This is a genomic window from Pseudomonas sp. DCB_BI, from assembly GCF_026240995.1.
GTDB lineage: Bacteria > Pseudomonadota > Gammaproteobacteria > Pseudomonadales > Pseudomonadaceae > Aquipseudomonas.
This window is the reverse complement of sequence record NZ_JAPFCG010000001.1, coordinates 225,966-242,371: the sequence shown is the minus strand read 5'-3', so window position 1 is coordinate 242,371 and position 16,406 is coordinate 225,966. Positions and strand designations below refer to the sequence as shown.

Annotated in this window: 19 protein-coding genes; 18 read left to right on the top strand and 1 reads right to left on the bottom strand. The window is 62.0% G+C overall.

Annotated elements, in window-relative coordinates; genetic code table 11:
• Positions 1–61: 61 nt before the first annotated feature.
• From secD to OO258_RS01095, 3 genes are all read left to right on the top strand, one after another.
• Entirely contained in the window at positions 62–1,924 is a 1,863-nt protein-coding gene (gene secD, locus OO258_RS01105; protein WP_019750504.1) for a protein translocase subunit SecD, read from the top strand.
• Positions 1,925–1,934: 10 nt separating this feature from the next.
• Positions 1,935–2,843 (top strand): protein translocase subunit SecF, encoded by a 909-nt coding sequence (gene secF / locus OO258_RS01100; protein ID WP_266028520.1) that lies wholly within the window; start codon positions 1,935–1,937, stop codon positions 2,841–2,843.
• Between the two features lie 120 nt (positions 2,844–2,963).
• Positions 2,964–3,506 (top strand): glycine zipper 2TM domain-containing protein, encoded by a 543-nt coding sequence (locus OO258_RS01095; protein WP_110744935.1) that lies wholly within the window; start codon positions 2,964–2,966, stop codon positions 3,504–3,506.
• 77 nt (positions 3,507–3,583) lie between these two features.
• Here OO258_RS01095 and suhB read toward each other — a convergent pair whose 3' ends face one another.
• Complete coding sequence (gene suhB / locus OO258_RS01090; RefSeq protein ID WP_110744934.1) at positions 3,584–4,402, bottom strand: inositol-phosphate phosphatase; 819 nt, start codon at positions 4,400–4,402, stop codon at positions 3,584–3,586.
• Between the two features lie 151 nt (positions 4,403–4,553).
• On the opposite strand from suhB, the gene trmJ reads away from it, so the two are divergent.
• From trmJ to ispG, 15 genes are all read left to right on the top strand, one after another.
• A complete protein-coding gene (gene trmJ / locus OO258_RS01085) occupies positions 4,554–5,309 on the top strand; it encodes a tRNA (cytosine(32)/uridine(32)-2'-O)-methyltransferase TrmJ (protein WP_266028519.1) in 756 nt (251 codons plus the stop codon).
• Between the two features lie 3 nt (positions 5,310–5,312).
• Positions 5,313–6,098, top strand: a complete 786-nt coding sequence (gene cysE / locus OO258_RS01080) for a serine O-acetyltransferase (protein WP_266028518.1) — start codon at positions 5,313–5,315, stop codon at positions 6,096–6,098.
• Positions 6,099–6,277: 179 nt separating this feature from the next.
• Positions 6,278–6,769, top strand: coding sequence for a Fe-S cluster assembly transcriptional regulator IscR (iscR, locus tag OO258_RS01075; RefSeq protein ID WP_008092572.1), 492 nt, complete (start codon positions 6,278–6,280; stop codon positions 6,767–6,769).
• A gap of 46 nt (positions 6,770–6,815) precedes the next feature.
• Complete coding sequence (locus tag OO258_RS01070; protein WP_110744931.1) at positions 6,816–8,030, top strand: IscS subfamily cysteine desulfurase; 1,215 nt, start codon at positions 6,816–6,818, stop codon at positions 8,028–8,030.
• A gap of 46 nt (positions 8,031–8,076) precedes the next feature.
• Positions 8,077–8,463 (top strand): Fe-S cluster assembly scaffold IscU, encoded by a 387-nt coding sequence (gene iscU, locus OO258_RS01065; protein ID WP_003248539.1) that lies wholly within the window; start codon positions 8,077–8,079, stop codon positions 8,461–8,463.
• A gap of 28 nt (positions 8,464–8,491) precedes the next feature.
• Complete coding sequence (gene iscA / locus OO258_RS01060) at positions 8,492–8,815, top strand: iron-sulfur cluster assembly protein IscA (protein ID WP_060511418.1); 324 nt, start codon at positions 8,492–8,494, stop codon at positions 8,813–8,815.
• 8 nt (positions 8,816–8,823) lie between these two features.
• The gene (gene hscB, locus OO258_RS01055) at positions 8,824–9,345 is read left to right on the top strand and encodes a co-chaperone HscB (protein WP_003248535.1); all 522 of its coding nucleotides are present in this window, start codon (positions 8,824–8,826) and stop codon (positions 9,343–9,345) included.
• Between the two features lie 42 nt (positions 9,346–9,387).
• Positions 9,388–11,250 (top strand): Fe-S protein assembly chaperone HscA, encoded by a 1,863-nt coding sequence (hscA, locus tag OO258_RS01050; RefSeq protein ID WP_110744930.1) that lies wholly within the window; start codon positions 9,388–9,390, stop codon positions 11,248–11,250.
• 3 nt (positions 11,251–11,253) lie between these two features.
• Complete coding sequence (fdx, locus tag OO258_RS01045; protein WP_021781772.1) at positions 11,254–11,595, top strand: ISC system 2Fe-2S type ferredoxin; 342 nt, start codon at positions 11,254–11,256, stop codon at positions 11,593–11,595.
• Positions 11,596–11,605: 10 nt separating this feature from the next.
• A complete protein-coding gene (gene iscX, locus OO258_RS01040; protein WP_003248529.1) occupies positions 11,606–11,806 on the top strand; it encodes a Fe-S cluster assembly protein IscX in 201 nt (66 codons plus the stop codon).
• Between the two features lie 88 nt (positions 11,807–11,894).
• On the top strand, positions 11,895–12,320 hold the full coding sequence (ndk, locus tag OO258_RS01035; RefSeq protein ID WP_266028512.1) for a nucleoside-diphosphate kinase: 426 nt from the start codon (positions 11,895–11,897) through the stop codon (positions 12,318–12,320).
• Positions 12,321–12,348: 28 nt separating this feature from the next.
• Positions 12,349–13,494 carry a 23S rRNA (adenine(2503)-C(2))-methyltransferase RlmN gene (gene rlmN, locus OO258_RS01030; RefSeq protein ID WP_110744929.1) on the top strand — a complete coding sequence of 382 codons (1,146 nt, stop codon included), beginning with the start codon at positions 12,349–12,351 and terminating at the stop codon, positions 13,492–13,494.
• Between the two features lie 13 nt (positions 13,495–13,507).
• Entirely contained in the window at positions 13,508–14,269 is a 762-nt protein-coding gene (gene pilW, locus OO258_RS01025) for a type IV pilus biogenesis/stability protein PilW (RefSeq protein WP_110744928.1), read from the top strand.
• The gene (locus tag OO258_RS01020; RefSeq protein ID WP_266028511.1) at positions 14,266–15,291 is read left to right on the top strand and encodes a RodZ domain-containing protein; all 1,026 of its coding nucleotides are present in this window, start codon (positions 14,266–14,268) and stop codon (positions 15,289–15,291) included. The genes pilW and OO258_RS01020 overlap by 4 nt, the downstream gene beginning before the upstream one ends.
• 3 nt (positions 15,292–15,294) lie before the next feature.
• A complete protein-coding gene (gene ispG / locus OO258_RS01015) occupies positions 15,295–16,404 on the top strand; it encodes a flavodoxin-dependent (E)-4-hydroxy-3-methylbut-2-enyl-diphosphate synthase (RefSeq protein WP_110744926.1) in 1,110 nt (369 codons plus the stop codon).
• Positions 16,405–16,406 lie beyond the last annotated feature (2 nt).

The window sequence follows — 16,406 nt, the reverse complement described above, 5'->3', positions numbered from 1 at the left end:
TACCGGTTTTATTTTCCAGTCGGGGCGCGCAACGCGCCCCGCGTCTTGAACGGGCGGCGTGATGCTGAACAAATACCCTCTGTGGAAATATGCACTGATCGTGCTGGTACTGGTGGTCGGTTTCATTTATTCCGCTCCCAACCTCTACCCGGATGACCCGGCGGTGCAGATCAGTGGTGCCAGCTCGGCGCTGCAGGTAAACCAGGCCGACCTCGATCGCGTCAGCAAGGCGCTGGTCGATGCCAAAATCGCCGTCAAGGGCGCGAGCCTGGGCGAGAAGGGCAGCGGGCTGATCCGCCTGACCAACCAGGAAGACCAGCTCCCAGCCAAGGATGTTGTGCGCAAGGCACTGGGCGATGATTACGTCGTGGCCCTGAACCTGGCCCAGACGACCCCGCAATGGCTGCGTAACCTGGGTGCGAGCCCCATGAAGCTGGGCCTGGACCTGTCCGGTGGTGTGCACTTCCTGCTGGAAGTGGACATGGACAAGGCCATGACTGCCCGCATGAAAGTCTACGAAGGCGAGGTCAAGACCTTGCTGCGCAAAGAGCGCGTCCGCTACCGCAGCCTGCCTCAGCAGGATGGCGGCATCATGCTGGGCTTCGCTGACGATGCCACCCGCGAACAGGCACGTGCCCTGATCCGCAAGAATTTCAATGATTTCGACCTGACCACCACCGACCGCAACGAGCTCGCGGTGCTGCGTCTGGCGCTGACCCAGGCAAAAGTCGCCGAGATCCGCGAATACTCGATCAAGCAGAACCTCACCACCGTGCGCAACCGCGTCAACGAGCTGGGCGTGGCCGAGCCGCTGGTACAGCGCCAGGGCGCCAACCGTATCGTGGTCGAGCTGCCAGGCGTGCAGGACACTGCCGAAGCCAAGCGTATCCTCGGTAAAACTGCCAACCTGGAGTTCCGCTTCGGTGCTGAGCCAGGTGCATCCAAAGCCACCACCGAGGTGTTCGAGTTCCGTGAAGGCGGCCGCTCTGCCGCGGTCGAGCGGGGCCTGATCATCACCGGTGACCAGGTTACCGACGCCCAGGCCAGCTTCGACGAACACGGCCGCCCGCAGGTGAACATTCGCCTGGATGGCCACGGTGGCGAGCTGATGAGCCGCGCAACGCGCAGCAACGTCGGCCGCAGCATGGCGGTAATCTTCATCGAGCAGAAGCCGGTTACCCGCTATGTCAAGCAAACCGTCGATGGCGTCGAGAAGGACGTAGCCGTACAAAGCTTCGTCGAAGAGAAGAAGATCATCAGCCTGGCGACCATCCAGTCGCCACTTGGCAGCCAGTTCCGCATCACCGGCCTGAACGGCCAGGGTGAATCGTCCGAGCTGGCTCTGCTGCTGCGTGCCGGTGGTCTGGCCGCGCCGATGTACTTCGCTGAAGAACGTACCATTGGCCCAAGCCTGGGTGCTGACAACATCACCAAAGGTATCGATGCGTCGCTGTGGGGCATGCTGTTCGTCTCGCTGTTCATCATCGCCATCTACCGTGCCTTCGGCGTGCTGGCCACTATCGCCCTGGCGGGCAATATGGTGCTGCTCCTGGCGTTGATGTCGCTGCTGGGTGCAACCCTGACCCTGCCGGGTATTGCCGGCATCGTGTTGACCATGGGTATGGCGGTGGACGCCAACGTGCTGATCTTCTCGCGTATTCGCGAAGAGATCGCTGCTGGCATGTCGGTGCAGCGCGCCATACATGAAGGCTTCAATCGCGCCTACTCGGCAATCGTCGACGCCAACCTGACCACCCTGTTGGTCGGTGGCATCCTGTTCGCGATGGGTACCGGCCCGGTCAAAGGCTTTGCAGTCACCATGTCCCTCGGGATTTTCACCTCGATGTTTACTGCCGTCATGGTGACCCGTGCATTGGTCAACCTGACTTGTGGTGGGCGTGACATCAAGAAGCTGTGGGTTTGAGGGAGCTGCGATGAAAACCATCAATTTCATGGGCGTACGCAATGTCGCGTTCGCTATCACCGTGCTTCTCACCGTGCTGGCGCTGTTCAGCTGGTGGCATAAGGGTCTTAACTTCGGGCTGGATTTCACCGGGGGCACGCTGATCGAGTTGACCTATGAACGCCCGGCCGACGTCAAGGCTGTGCGTGCCGAGCTGGTCGAATCGGGCTTCCACGAGGCCGTGGTGCAGAGTTTCGGTGCTACCACTGACCTGCTTGTGCGCATGCCTGGCGACGATCCAATGCTGGGTAACAAAGTGGCTGAAGCCCTGCAAAAGGCCGGGGGTGACAACCCTGCCATGGTCAAGCGGGTCGAGTTTGTCGGCCCGCAGGTGGGTGAAGAACTGCGCGACCAGGGTGGCATGGGCATGCTCCTGGCCTTGGGCGGCATCCTCATCTACCTGGCATTCCGCTTCCAGTGGAAGTTCGCCGTGGGTGCGATCATTTCGCTGATCCACGACGTCGTGGTGACCCTGGGTATCCTGTCGTTCTTCCAGATCACCTTCGACCTGACGGTGCTGGCCGCGGTGCTGGCGATCATTGGCTACTCGCTGAATGACACCATCGTCGTGTTCGACCGGGTACGTGAAAACTTCCGCGTCATGCGCAAGGCGTCGTTGATCGAAAACATCAACGTTTCCACCACCCAGACCTTGCTGCGCACCATCGCCACTTCGGTTTCGACCTTGCTGGCAATTGCCGCGCTGCTGTTCTTCGGTGGCGACAACCTGTTCGGCTTCTCGCTGGCACTGTTCATCGGTGTTCTGGCCGGTACCTACTCGTCGATCTACATCGCCAACGTGGTACTGATCTGGCTGAACCTGAACAGCGAAGACCTGATCCCGCCGGTCAAGGCTGAAGGTGTGGACGAGCGCCCGTAAGGCCTGGTCCCTACGCCGTACGGCGGCCAAAAGGCGCGAGTGTTGAACTCGCGCCTTTTTTTTTGCTCCAAGGCTGGGAGAAGGCGGGGTAACCCCCGCGGGTATGATCAGGAGGTTCATGTGAACAAATCAATGCTGGTGGGCGCGGTACTGGGTGCTGTCGCTGTGACTGCCGGAGGTGCTGTCGCAACCTACAGCTTGGTCAACAAGGGGCCTGAATATGCGCAGGTCACTGACGTGCAACCGATCAAACAGCAGGTAAAAACCCCGCGTGAAGTGTGCAAGGACGTCGCTGTGACGCGTCAGGCGCCAGTCAAGGACCAACACCAGATTGCCGGTACCGTGGTCGGTGCTCTGGCGGGTGGCTTGCTGGGTAATCAGATTGGCGGCGGTACCGGCAAGAAGATCGCTACCGTGGCCGGTGCGGTCGGTGGCGGTTACGCCGGTAACAAGGTGCAAGAAGGCATGCAGCAGCGTGACACCTATACCACTACACAAACCCGCTGCAACACGGTCAACGACATCAGCGAGAAGGTGGTGGGTTACAACGTGACCTATTCCATCGGTGATCAGGTAGGCAAGGTGAAGATGGACCGCGAGCCGGGCTCGACCATCCCGCTGGACAAGAATGGCAAGTTGATACTGAGCGAAGCTGGTCAGTAATTTGCGTTGTCACGCAAAACCATCAGGCATAAAAAAAGCACCTCGAGAGGTGCTTTTTGCTGTCTGGCAATTTGCGCTTAGCGCTTCATGCTTTCCGGCAGGTGCGGCTGGATAGCGGTCAGTACGGCCTTGAAGCACTTGATGTTGCCTGCAACGATGTGGCCCTTGTCGAGGAAGTCGTGGCCACCGTTGAAGTCACTCACCAGGCCGCCGGCCTCTTGGATCAGCAGCACGCCAGCTGCCATGTCCCACTCGGACAGGCCGGACTCCCAGAAGGCGTCGAAGCGGCCAGCGGCAACGTAGGCCAGGTCCAGGCTGGCGGAGCCGGCGCGGCGGATGCCGGCGGTCTGGCCAGTCAGGGCGCGGAACATACCCAGGTAGTTGTCCAGGTCGGCCATTTGGCTGTCGCGGAATGGGAAACCGGTACCCAGCAGGGCGCCTTCCAGGCTGGTGCGCGAGCTGACGCGCAGGCGACGGCCGTTGAGCTGGGCGCCACGGCCACGGCTGGCGGTGAATTCTTCTTGGCGAACTGGGTCGACGATTACCGCGTGCTCGAGGCGACCACGGTATTTGCAGGCGATGCTGACCGCGAAGTGCGGGATGCCGCGCAGGAAGTTGGTGGTGCCGTCCAGTGGGTCAATGATCCACAGGTAGTCTTTGCCTTCTTCGCCGGTACCCGCGTGCAGGCCGGTTTCCTCGCCCTGGATGGAGTGGTTCGGGTAGGCCTTGCGCAAGGCATTGACGATGCTTTGCTCGGCGGCGCGATCGACTTCGGAAACGTAGTCCTTGGCCTCTTTCTCATCGACCTTGATGCTATCCAGGCGTTCGATGGAGCGGAAAATCAGTTCACTGGCGCTGCGAGCGGCGCGCAGGGCGATATTCAGCATAGGCTGCATGGGCGGGTCACCTGGAGATGTTAAAGAAGAAAGCCGATCATTCTAGCAGAAAACTTTGGCGGCAGAAGTGTCACATTTGCTTTCATGGCGTTACGTCTGTCGGTTCTGTAAGATCGAAGGCCCTGATTCCTGCATCTGTGAGCACAACACCTTGCTGCAAAATATTCGTGTTGTTCTGGTCAATACCAGCCACCCCGGCAACATCGGCGGCGCTGCGCGTGCCATGAAAAACATGGGCTTGTCGCGTCTGGTGCTGGTGCAGCCGAAAGAATTCCCCGCCCTTGATGCCAGTGCCCGTGCCTCGGGCGCCGACGATGTGCTGGACAACGCCCAGGTGGTCGACACCCTCGAGCAGGCGCTGGTCGGCTGTAACCTGGTGATGGGCACCAGCGCCCGCGAGCGCAGCATTCCCTGGCCGTTGATCGGCCCGCGGGAGTGTGGTGACAAGGCGGTGGAGCATGCCAATGGCGGTGAAGAGATCGCCTTGGTGTTCGGCCGCGAACACGCCGGCCTGACCAACGAAGAACTGCAGCGATGTCACTTCCACGTGCACATTCCCTCCAACCCCGACTTCAGCTCGCTGAACCTGGCAGCCGCCGTGCAGGTGCTCTCCTACGAGGTGCGCATGGCCTGGCTGGCCGTCGGTGCAGTGCCGGGCAAAGTCGAGAAGGTTGACGCCAGTGAGCTGGCGACCATGGACGAAATGGAGCTGTTCTACGACCACCTGGAAAAAACCCTGGTAGGTATCGGCTTCCTCGACCCGGAAAAGCCCAAGCACCTGATGCCGCGCCTGCGCCGGCTATATGGGCGGGTGGCGGTCGAGCGTTCGGAAATGAGCATTTTGCGCGGCATCCTTACCGAGACCCAGAAAGTGGTCCGGGGCGAGCCGCATAAACGGAAGGACTGACAGATGTTCGAACGCCTGCGTGAAGATATTCAAAGCGTTTTTCACCGTGACCCGGCTGCGCGCAACGCTTTCGAGGTGCTCACCTGCTACCCCGGCATGCACGCCATCTGGCTGCACCGGTTGGGCAACGCCCTCTGGAAGCGCGATTTCAAGTGGCTTGCCCGCCTAGTGTCGAACTTCGGCCGCTGGATGACCGGCATCGAGATCCATCCCGGCGCCACCATCGGCCGGCGCTTTTTCATTGACCACGGCATGGGCATCGTCATCGGCGAAACGGCCGAGATCGGCGATGACGTCACCCTGTATCAGGGCGTGACCCTGGGCGGCACCAGCTGGAACAAAGGCAAACGCCACCCGACCCTGGAAAATGGCGTGGTAGTAGGGGCGGGCGCCAAGGTGCTTGGGCCGTTCACCGTCGGTGCCGGGGCCAAGATCGGTTCGAACGCGGTGGTGACCAAGGCGGTGCCGGCCGGCGCCACGGCGGTAGGCATCCCGGGGCGGATCATCGTCAAGAGCGAAGACAACGAGGTCGAGGCCAAGCGTAAGGCCATGGCCGAGAAGATCGGTTTCGACGCCTACGGTGTCAGCGGTGACATGCCCGACCCGGTGGCGCGCGCCATCGGCCAGATGCTCGACCACTTGCAAGCCGTCGACGAGCGGCTGGAGGGCATGTGTGGCGCCCTGACCAAGATGGGCAGTGACTATTGTGCCAAGGAGCTGCCGGCCTTGCCGGAAGATGACTTCACCGAGGTTGCCCAGGCCACCCGGCGCGACACTCAGTCGCATTGATTGCGCCGTGTTGAAAGCCCGGTGACATACGGGGCGTGTGCTCACGCCCCATGCCTGCTACAATCGCGCCCGCCTCCCCGATGCAAACCCGACTAAAGCAGTAGGTCTAATAGTTGACTTAAATGCTCGGGAATCGCATACTCGCACACATCCCGAAACTCCCGTGGTACCCAATAGCCATGCGACTGACTACCAAAGGCCGATACGCCGTGACTGCCATGCTCGACCTGGCGTTGCACGCGCAGCATGGGCCGGTGTCTTTGGCCGATATTTCCGAGCGCCAGGGCATTTCCCTCTCTTATCTGGAACAGCTGTTCGCCAAGCTGCGCCGCAGCAGCCTGGTTTCCAGCGTGCGCGGTCCAGGTGGCGGCTATCAGCTGTCCCGGGGCATGGAAACCATCCAGGTGGCGCAGGTCATCGACGCGGTCAACGAGTCGGTCGATGCCACCCGTTGCCAGGGGCTCGGGGACTGCCATGCCGGTGATACCTGCCTGACCCACCACCTGTGGTGCGACCTCAGCCAGCAGATCCATGAATTCCTCAGCGGCATCAGCCTGGCCGACCTCGTCATGCGCCGCGAGGTGCAGGAAGTCGCCCAGCGCCAGGACCTGCGTCGAGTCGCAGGCCGAACCGCCCAGCTGGACAAGATTGAGACGTCAGCCGTCGATTGATCCCCTTGGGACGACGAGCGACGCCACCGCCTGATAGGAGAGACAAATGAAGTTGCCGATCTACCTCGATTACTCCGCGACCACTCCGGTTGACCCACGTGTCGCCCAGAAGATGGCCGAATGCCTGCTGGTTGACGGGAACTTCGGTAACCCGGCCTCGCGCTCCCACGTCTTCGGCTGGAAGGCCGAGGAAGCGGTCGAGAACGGTCGCCGCCAGGTTGCCGAGCTGATCAACGCCGACCCGCGCGAAATCGTCTGGACCAGCGGTGCCACCGAGTCCGACAACCTCGCACTGAAAGGCGTGGCGCACTTCTATCAGACCAAGGGCAAGCACATCATCACCTCCAAGATCGAGCACAAGGCGGTCCTGGATACCGCTCGCCAGCTGGAGCGTGAAGGTTTCGAAGTCACCTACCTCGAACCAGGCGAAGACGGCATCGTCACCCCGGCCATGGTAGAGGCCGTGCTGCGCGACGACACCATCCTGGTCTCGCTGATGCACGTGAACAACGAAGTCGGCTCGATCAACGACATCGCCGCCATCGGTGAGCTGACCCGTTCGCGCGGCGTACTGTTCCACGTCGACGCTGCCCAGTCGGCCGGCAAGGTGGACATCGACGTGCAAAAGCTCAAGGTCGACCTGATGTCGTTCTCGGCGCACAAGGCCTACGGCCCGAAAGGCATCGGCGCGCTGTACGTCAGCCGCAAGCCGCGTGTACGCCTGGAAGCCATCATTCACGGCGGTGGCCATGAGCGCGGCATGCGTTCGGGTACCCTGCCGACCCACCAGATCGTCGGCATGGGCGAGGCCTTTGCCATCGCCAAGCAGGAAATGGCCGCGGAAAACGTGCGCATCAAGGCCCTGAGCGACCGCTTCTTCAAGCAGGTCTCCAACCTTGAAGAGCTGTACGTCAATGGCAGCCAGACTGCCCGCGTACCGCACAACCTGAACCTGAGCTTCAACTACGTCGAAGGCGAATCGCTGCTGATGTCGCTGAAGGACATCGCCGTATCGTCCGGTTCGGCGTGCACCTCTGCGTCGCTCGAGCCGTCTTACGTGCTGCGCGCCCTGGGCCGCAACGACGAGCTGGCGCACAGCTCGATCCGCTTCTCCTTCGGCCGCTTCACCACCGAAGAAGAAGTCGACTACGCCGCGCAGAAAGTCTGCGAGGCTGTCAATAAACTGCGTGAGCTGTCGCCGCTGTGGGACATGTACAAAGACGGCGTTGACATCTCCAAGATCGAGTGGGCCGCCCACTAAGCAGTCGCCGGCAAGAGCGGCTCCCTGATGAGGAAGGAATTGCACCATGGCATACAGTGAAAAGGTCATCGACCACTACGAAAACCCACGCAACGTCGGCAAGATGAATGCCGAGGACCCGGATGTCGGTACCGGCATGGTCGGCGCCCCAGCGTGCGGTGACGTGATGCGTCTGCAAATCAAGGTCAACGAGCAAGGCGTCATCGAAGATGCCAAGTTCAAGACATACGGCTGCGGTTCGGCCATCGCTTCCAGCTCCCTCGCCACCGAGTGGATGAAGGGCAAGACCCTGGACGAAGCCGAAACCATCAAGAACACTCAGCTGGCCGAAGAACTGGCGCTGCCGCCGGTCAAGATCCACTGCTCGGTACTCGCCGAAGATGCCATCAAGGCAGCTGTGCGCGATTACAAGCAGAAGAAAGGCTTGATCTAAGTCGCCTGTTGCAAGGTAAGGAGTCCTGATGGCTATCAGCATGACAGAAGCCGCCGCCAACCACATTCGCCGCTCCCTTGACGGGCGCGGCAAAGGTGAGGGCATTCGCCTGGGCGTGCGCACCACCGGTTGCTCGGGCCTGGCCTACGTGCTGGAGTTCGTCGACGAACTGGCGGACGAAGACACCGTGTTCGAGAACCATGGCGTGAAGGTGATCATCGATCCCAAGAGCCTGGTGTACCTCGACGGCACTGAGCTGGATTTCGTCAAGGAAGGGTTGAACGAAGGCTTCAAGTTCAACAACCCCAACGTGCGCGGTGAATGTGGCTGCGGCGAAAGCTTCAACGTTTGAGGCTGGCTGTGGGTACTCCTTGTCATTACGCATTGTTTGACCTCCAGCCAAGCTTCCGCCTGGATCTCGACAAGCTGGCCACTCGCTATCGCGAGCTGGCCCGCGAAGTCCATCCCGACCGCTTTGCCGACGCCTCCGAGCGTGAGCAGCGGGTAGCGCTGGAAAAGTCCGCAGCACTCAACGACGCCTACCAGACCCTGCGCAGCGCTCCGCGCCGCGCCCGCTACCTGCTGGCCATCAGCGGCCATGAAGTGCCTCAGGAAGTCACGGTCCACGACCCTGACTTCCTGTTGCAGCAAATGCAGTGGCGTGAAGAGCTCGAAGAGTTGCAGGACGAAGCCGACCTTGATGGTGTCGGCGTGTTCAAGAAGCGCCTGAAGGCTGCCCAGGACACGCTGAACGAGGACTTTGCCGCCTGCTGGGATGCCCCAGGCGAGCGCGACAAGGCCGAGCGCCTGATGCGCCGCATGCAGTTCCTCGACAAGCTCGCCCAAGAAGTGCGCCAGCTGGAAGAGCGCCTCGACGATTAACCCGGTGTTGCCCGTGATGACACCTAAGGTATTCAGATAAGCATGGCCCTACTGCAGATTGCCGAACCCGGTCAAAGCCCTCAGCCTCACCAGCGCCGCCTGGCGGTGGGGATCGACCTGGGTACCACCAACTCTCTGGTCGCTGCACTGCGTAGCGGCCGCAGCGAGCCCCTGCCCGACGCGCAGGGCAACGTCATTCTGCCGTCCGCGGTGCGCTACCTCGACGGGCGTATCGAAGTGGGGCAGGCTGCGCGTGACGCCGCTTCCAGCGACCCGCTGAACACTGTGCTGTCGGTCAAGCGCCTGATGGGGCGCGGCCTGGCCGACGTCAAGCAACTGGGCGAGCAACTGCCGTACCGCTTCGTTGGCGGTGAGTCGCACATGCCGTTCATCGACACCGTGCAGGGTCCGAAAAGCCCGGTGGAAGTGTCTGCAGACATCCTCAAGGTGCTGCGTGAGCGTGCCGAGGCGACATTGGGTGGCGAGCTGGTGGGTGCGGTGATTACCGTGCCGGCCTATTTCGACGACGCTCAGCGCCAGGCTACCAAGGATGCTGCGCGCCTCGCCGGCCTGAACGTGCTGCGCCTGCTCAACGAGCCGACGGCAGCTGCCGTGGCTTACGGCCTGGACCAGAACGCCGAAGGCGTGGTGGCCATCTATGACCTGGGCGGCGGTACCTTCGATATCTCCATCCTGCGCCTGACTGCTGGCGTGTTCGAAGTGCTGGCAACCGGGGGCGATACCGCCTTGGGTGGTGACGACTTCGACCATGCCATTGCTGGCTGGATCATCGAGCAGGCTGGCCTGTCGTCCGACCTTGACCCGGCCACCCAGCGCGCGCTGCTGCAAACCGCTTGCGCCGCCAAGGAGGCCCTGACCGACGCCGACGTAGTCAGTGTCAGCCACGGTACCTGGCAAGGCGAACTGAGCCGTGCTGCCTTCGAGGGCATGATCGAGCCTATGGTCGCCCGCAGCCTCAAGGCTTGCCGCCGCGCCGTGCGCGACAGTGGCGTGGAGCTGGAAGAGGTCAGTGCCGTGGTCATGGTCGGCGGCTCGACCCGCGTGCCGCGCGTGCGTGAAGCGGTGGGCGCGCTGTTCGGGCGTACCCCGCTCACTTCGATCGACCCTGACCAGGTGGTGGCCATTGGCGCCGCCATCCAGGCCGACACCCTGGCCGGCAACCGCCGCGAGGGTGGTGAACTGCTGCTGCTCGATGTCATCCCGCTGTCCCTGGGCCTTGAAACCATGGGTGGGCTGATGGAGAAGGTGATCCCGCGCAATACGACCATCCCGGTGGCGCGTGCCCAGGAATTCACCACTTATAAAGATGGCCAGACGGCCATGATGATCCACGTGTTGCAGGGCGAGCGTGAGCTGATCAGCGATTGCCGTTCGCTGGCCCGCTTCGAACTGCGTGGCATCCCGGCCATGGTCGCTGGCTCGGCAAAAATTCGCGTCACGTTCCAGGTCGATGCCGATGGCCTGCTCAGCGTCGCTGCGCGCGAGCTGGGCTCGGGCGTGGAAGCCAGCATCCAGGTCAAGCCGTCTTACGGCCTGACCGACGGCGAAATCGCCCGCATGCTCAAGGACTCCTTCGAACACGCAGGTTCCGACAAGCACGCCCGTCAGTTGCGCGAGCACCAGGTGGACGGCGAGCGCCTGCTCGAAGCGGTACAGGGCGCCCTGGACGCCGACGGCGAACGCTTGCTCAGCAGTGACGAGCGCGACGCCATCGAATTCCAGATGCAAGAACTACGTGATTTGCTGGCCGGCACCGATGGCGCAGCCATCGAGCAACAGACCAAGCGTCTGTCGCAGGTGACCGATGCATTTGCCGCCCGTCGCCTTGATTCGACGGTCAAAGCCGCACTGGCCGGGCGCAACCTGAATGAGATCGAGGAGTAATCGATGCCGCTGGTGACATTCCTGCCGCATGAGAAGTTCTGCCCCGAGGGGTTGACCGTGGAGGTCGAGCCCGGGACCAATATCCTGGAGTTGGCCCACGACCATCACATCGAGATGGAAAGCGCCTGCGGCGGCGTCAAGGCCTGCACCACTTGCCACTGCATCGTGCGCAAGGGCTTCGATTCGCTCGAAGAGGCCGACGAGCTGGAAGAGGACATGCTGGATAAGGCCTGGGGCCTGGAAGCGCAGTCGCGCCTGGGCTGTCAGGTGGTGGTCGCCGACGAAGACCTGACCATCGAGATACCCAAGTATTCGCTCAACCACGCTGCTGAAGCACCGCACTGAGGGCCTGTACATGAGTCTGAAATGGGTTGATGTACTTGAGATCGCAATCCAGCTTGCAGAAAGCAAGCCTGAGGTCGATCCTCGTTATGTGAATTTCGTCGACCTGCACCGCTGGGTGCTGGCCTTGCCAGAGTTCAGCGACGATCCGTCACGCGGCGGAGAGAAAGTGCTTGAGGCAATCCAGGCGGCCTGGATTGACGAAGCCGACTAAGCGTCATGTGCAGGTTAGGCAATCCCCTGAAACCCGCGTATAATTCGCGGGTTTAATTTTTCGTAACACTCATATTCTGGAGTTTTCCATGGCTGTTCAACGTACTTTCTCGATCATCAAGCCTGACGCTGTTGCCAAAAACGTCATCGGCAAGATCACCACTCGCTTCGAAGAAGCCGGCCTGAAAATCGTTGCCTCGAAAATCAAGCAGCTGTCCAAAGCCGAAGCCGAAGGCTTCTATGCTGAGCACAGCCAGCGCGGCTTCTTCGGTGACCTGGTTGCCTTCATGACTTCCGGCCCAGTTGTTGTTCAGGTTCTGGAAGGCGAAAACGCCATCGCTCTGAACCGTGAGCTGATGGGTGCTACCAACCCTAAAGAAGCTGCTGCCGGCACCATCCGCGCTGACTTCGCCGAGTCGATCGACGCCAACGCCGTTCACGGTTCGGACTCCGAAGCTGCTGCCGCTCGCGAAATCGCTTACTTCTTCGCTGCTACCGAGGTAACCACTCGCTAAGCGAAAGCTTACGGGTGAGGGTGAATCCATGACGACATCTACTGGCAAAATCAACCTGTTGGGTCTGACCCAGCCGGAAATGGAACAATTCTTCGACTCTATCGGGGAGAAGCGCTTCCGCGCCGGTCAGGTGATGAAATGGATTCACCATTTTGGCGTGTCCGACTTTGCGGCCATGACCAACGTTGGCAAGGTCTTGCGCGAAAAGCTCGAGGCCGTTGCCGAGATTCGCCCCCCGGAAGTGGTCAGTGAAGATATTTCCGCCGACGGCACCCGCAAGTGGGTGATCCGCGTTGCCTCCGGCAGCTGCGTCGAGACCGTCTACATTCCTACCGACGATCGCGGCACCCTGTGCGTGTCGTCGCAAGCTGGCTGTGCCCTGGACTGCAGTTTCTGCTCCACCGGCAAGCAAGGCTTCAACAGCAACCTCACTGCCGCCGAGGTAATCGGCCAGGTGTGGCTTGCCAACAAATCCTTTGGGACCGTTCCTGCCAAAGTCGACCGCGCGATTACCAACGTGGTGATGATGGGCATGGGCGAGCCCTTGCTGAACTTCGACAACGTCATCGCCGCCATGAAAATCATGATGGATGACCTTGGCTATGGCATTTCCAAGCGTCGCGTCACCCTGTCAACCTCGGGCGTGGTGCCGATGATCGACGAACTGGCCAAGCACATCGACGTGTCGCTGGCCCTGTCGCTGCACGCCCCGAACGACGAGCTGCGCAACAAGCTGGTGCCCATCAACAAGAAGTACCCGCTGAAAATGCTGCTGGAATCGTGCATGGGCTACATGGCCACCCTGGGTGGCAAGCGCGTGCTCACCGTCGAGTACACCCTGCTCAAGGACGTCAACGACCAGCCGGAGCATGCTGCGCAAATGATCGAGCTGCTGCGCGATGTGCCGTGCAAGATCAACCTGATCCCGTTCAACCCGTTCCCGCACTCGGGTTACGAGCGGCCGAGCAACAACGCTATCCGCCGCTTCCAGGACCTGCTGCACCACGGTGGTTTCAACGTGACCACCCGCACCACCCGGGGCGACGACATCGACGCCGCCTGTGGCCAGCTTGTCGGCCAGGTCAACGACCGTACCCGCCGCAGCGAGCGCTACATCGCGGTGCGCCAGCTTTCCGCGGACGTCGAGCTGCAAGACAGCGCCGCCAGCCACTGACCGGGACCTGCCCATGAGCCTGCGCGCCGCGCTGTCGATCCTTGCGCTTTCGCTGCTGGCCGGCTGCGTGTCGGGCGGCGCGGGCGACCCCTTGGCCAGCCGCCAGGGCAGGGTGGAGGCAGGGCGGGCTTATGTGCAGCTTGGCCTGGGTTATTTGCAACAGGGTTTGACCGAGCAGGCCAAGGCGCCGCTGGGCAAGGCCCTGGCCCTCGACAGCTCCGATGCCGATGCGCACGCCGCCCTGGCCCTGGTGTTCCAGGCCGAAGCCGAGCCGGTATTGGCCGAGACCCACTTTCGCAAAGCCCTGCAGGTCAGCCGCGGCGACACGCGAATTCGCAACAATTACGGCAGTTTCCTTTATGCTCAGGGGCGATTTGCCGAGGCCGAGCAGATGTTTCGCCTGGCCAGTGCCGATACCCTGTATCCTGAGCGCTCACGCGTATACGAGAACCTCGGCCTGACCGCCCTGAAGCTCGAGCGCCGCGAGCAGGCGCACGGGTATCTGTCGAAAGCGTTGCAACTCAACCAGCGGCAACCGAAAGCATTGCTTGAAATGGCTGAGTTGTCCTACGAAAACAGGCATTATGTGCCGGCCCGGGACTACTACGATCGTTTCAGCCAGTTGAGCGACCACGATGCCCGTAGCCTGCTGCTGGGCAGCCGCCTTGCCAGGGTGTTCGACGAGCAGGGCACACTGGCCGAGCTTGGCCAGCAATTACAACGACTTTATCCCGGTACGCCGGAATATCAGCAATACCTGTCGGAGCAACGATGAACGCCGCGCATCCCGAAGTAGCAGTAGCGCCTGGCCAGAACCCCGGTGAGCTTTTGCGCCTGGCCCGTGAGAAACGGGGCTGGACTCAAGCCGAGGTGGCCCGCAAGCTCAACCTCACTGTCAGTTCGCTGAACCACGTGGAGACCGGCGCCTTCGACAAGCTGCCGGGGCATACTTTCGCCCGTGGCTACATTCGCGCCTACGCCAAGCTGATGGACCTCGACCAGGCCGCCCTGGTCGATGCCTTCGACCGCCACACCGGTACCCACGCCAAAGGCAGCGATGTGCATTCGCTGGGCCGTATCGAAGAGCCGGTACGCCTTTCGCACAACATCCTGCGCGGTGTCAGCCTGCTGTTGCTGGTGGCCGTGGTGGGTGGCGGCTTCGTCTGGTGGCAGGACCAGGGCAGCCTGCGCGGCAAGGACCTGGCCAAGATCGCCTTGGAGCACGTCGAAGTCGAGAGCGCCGACGGCACTACCCAGATTCACCCGCTCGATGAGCCTGAAGACCAGGCGGTATCCGCTGGCCAGCAAGCTGAAAGCGCGCCCTTGCCGTTGGAACAGGCTGCCGCCGGGCAACCGGCCGCTGCTACCGAGCAGGCACCTGCCAGCCCGGCACCCGGCGAAGCCGTAGCTGTTACCCCTGCACCTGCCCAGCAGGCGCCTGTACAGCCGGCTGTCAGCGCACCTGCCGCGCCGGTAGCGCCGGCTACTCCGGCCCCGGCTGCTGCACCGGCCGCGCCGGCGGTGGCTGCCGCCGAGCCCGCCGCAGTGCCGGCGGGTAGCGCCAAGGTTGCCATCCAGTTCACCGCCGATTGCTGGACCCAGGTCAGCGACGGCAACGGCAAGGTGCTGTTCAGCGCCATCAAGCGCAAGGGGGACAACCTCGAGCTGACCGGCAAGCCGCCATTCGCGGTACGCCTGGGCTTTGCCCGTGGCGCTCAGGTCAGCTACAACGGCCAGGCCGTCGATGTTGCCCCGTTCACCAGTGGCGAGACTGCTCGCCTGAAGTTGGGACAGTAAGTCATGCACGGCGAATCTCCGATCAAACGTCGCGAATCCCGCAAAATCTGGGTCGGCAATGTACCGGTGGGTGGTGACGCGCCCATCGCGGTGCAGAGCATGACCAACACCGATACCAACGATGTCGCCGCCACCGTGGGGCAAATCCAGCGCCTGGTCGATGCCGGCGTGGACATCGTGCGTGTTTCGGTGCCGGACATGGACGCTGCCGAAGCGTTCGGCAAGATCAAGCAGCTGGTCAGCGTGCCGCTGGTCGCCGACATCCACTTCGACTACAAGATCGCCCTGCGTGTGGCTGAACTTGGCGTCGACTGCTTGCGTATCAACCCAGGCAACATCGGCCGCGAAGACCGTGTTCGCGCCGTGGTCGATGCCGCCCGCGACCGTGGCATCCCGATCCGTATCGGGGTCAACGCCGGCTCCCTGGAAAAAGACCTGCAGAAGAAGTACGGCGAGCCGACCCCGGCCGCACTGGTCGAGTCGGCCTTGCGCCACGTCGAGCACCTCGACCGTCTGGACTTCCAGGACTTCAAGGTCAGCGTCAAGGCTTCCGACGTGTTCATGGCCGTTGAAGCCTACCGCCTGCTGGCCAAACAGATCGTGCAGCCGCTGCACCTGGGCATCACCGAAGCCGGTGGCCTGCGTTCAGGGACAGTGAAATCCGCGGTTGGCCTCGGTATGCTGCTGGCCGAAGGCATTGGCGATACCATCCGTATCTCGCTGGCGGCCGACCCGGTCGAAGAAGTGAAGGTCGGCTACGACATCCTCAAGTCGCTGCACCTGCGTTCGCGTGGCATCAACTTCATCGCCTGCCCGAGCTGCTCGCGGCAGAACTTCGATGTGGTCAAGACCATGAACGAGCTGGAAGGGCGCCTGGAAGACCTGCTGGTGCCGCTGGACGTGGCGGTGATCGGTTGCGTGGTCAATGGCCCGGGCGAAGCCAAGGAGGCCCATGTAGGCCTGACCGGCGGTACGCCGAACCTGATCTACATCGATGGCAAGCCGGCGCAGAAGCTGACCAATGACAACCTGGTCGATGAGCTGGAAAAACTCATCCGCCAGAAAGCGGCTGAAAAGGCCGAAGCCGACGCGGCGTTGATCGCTCGTGGCTGACA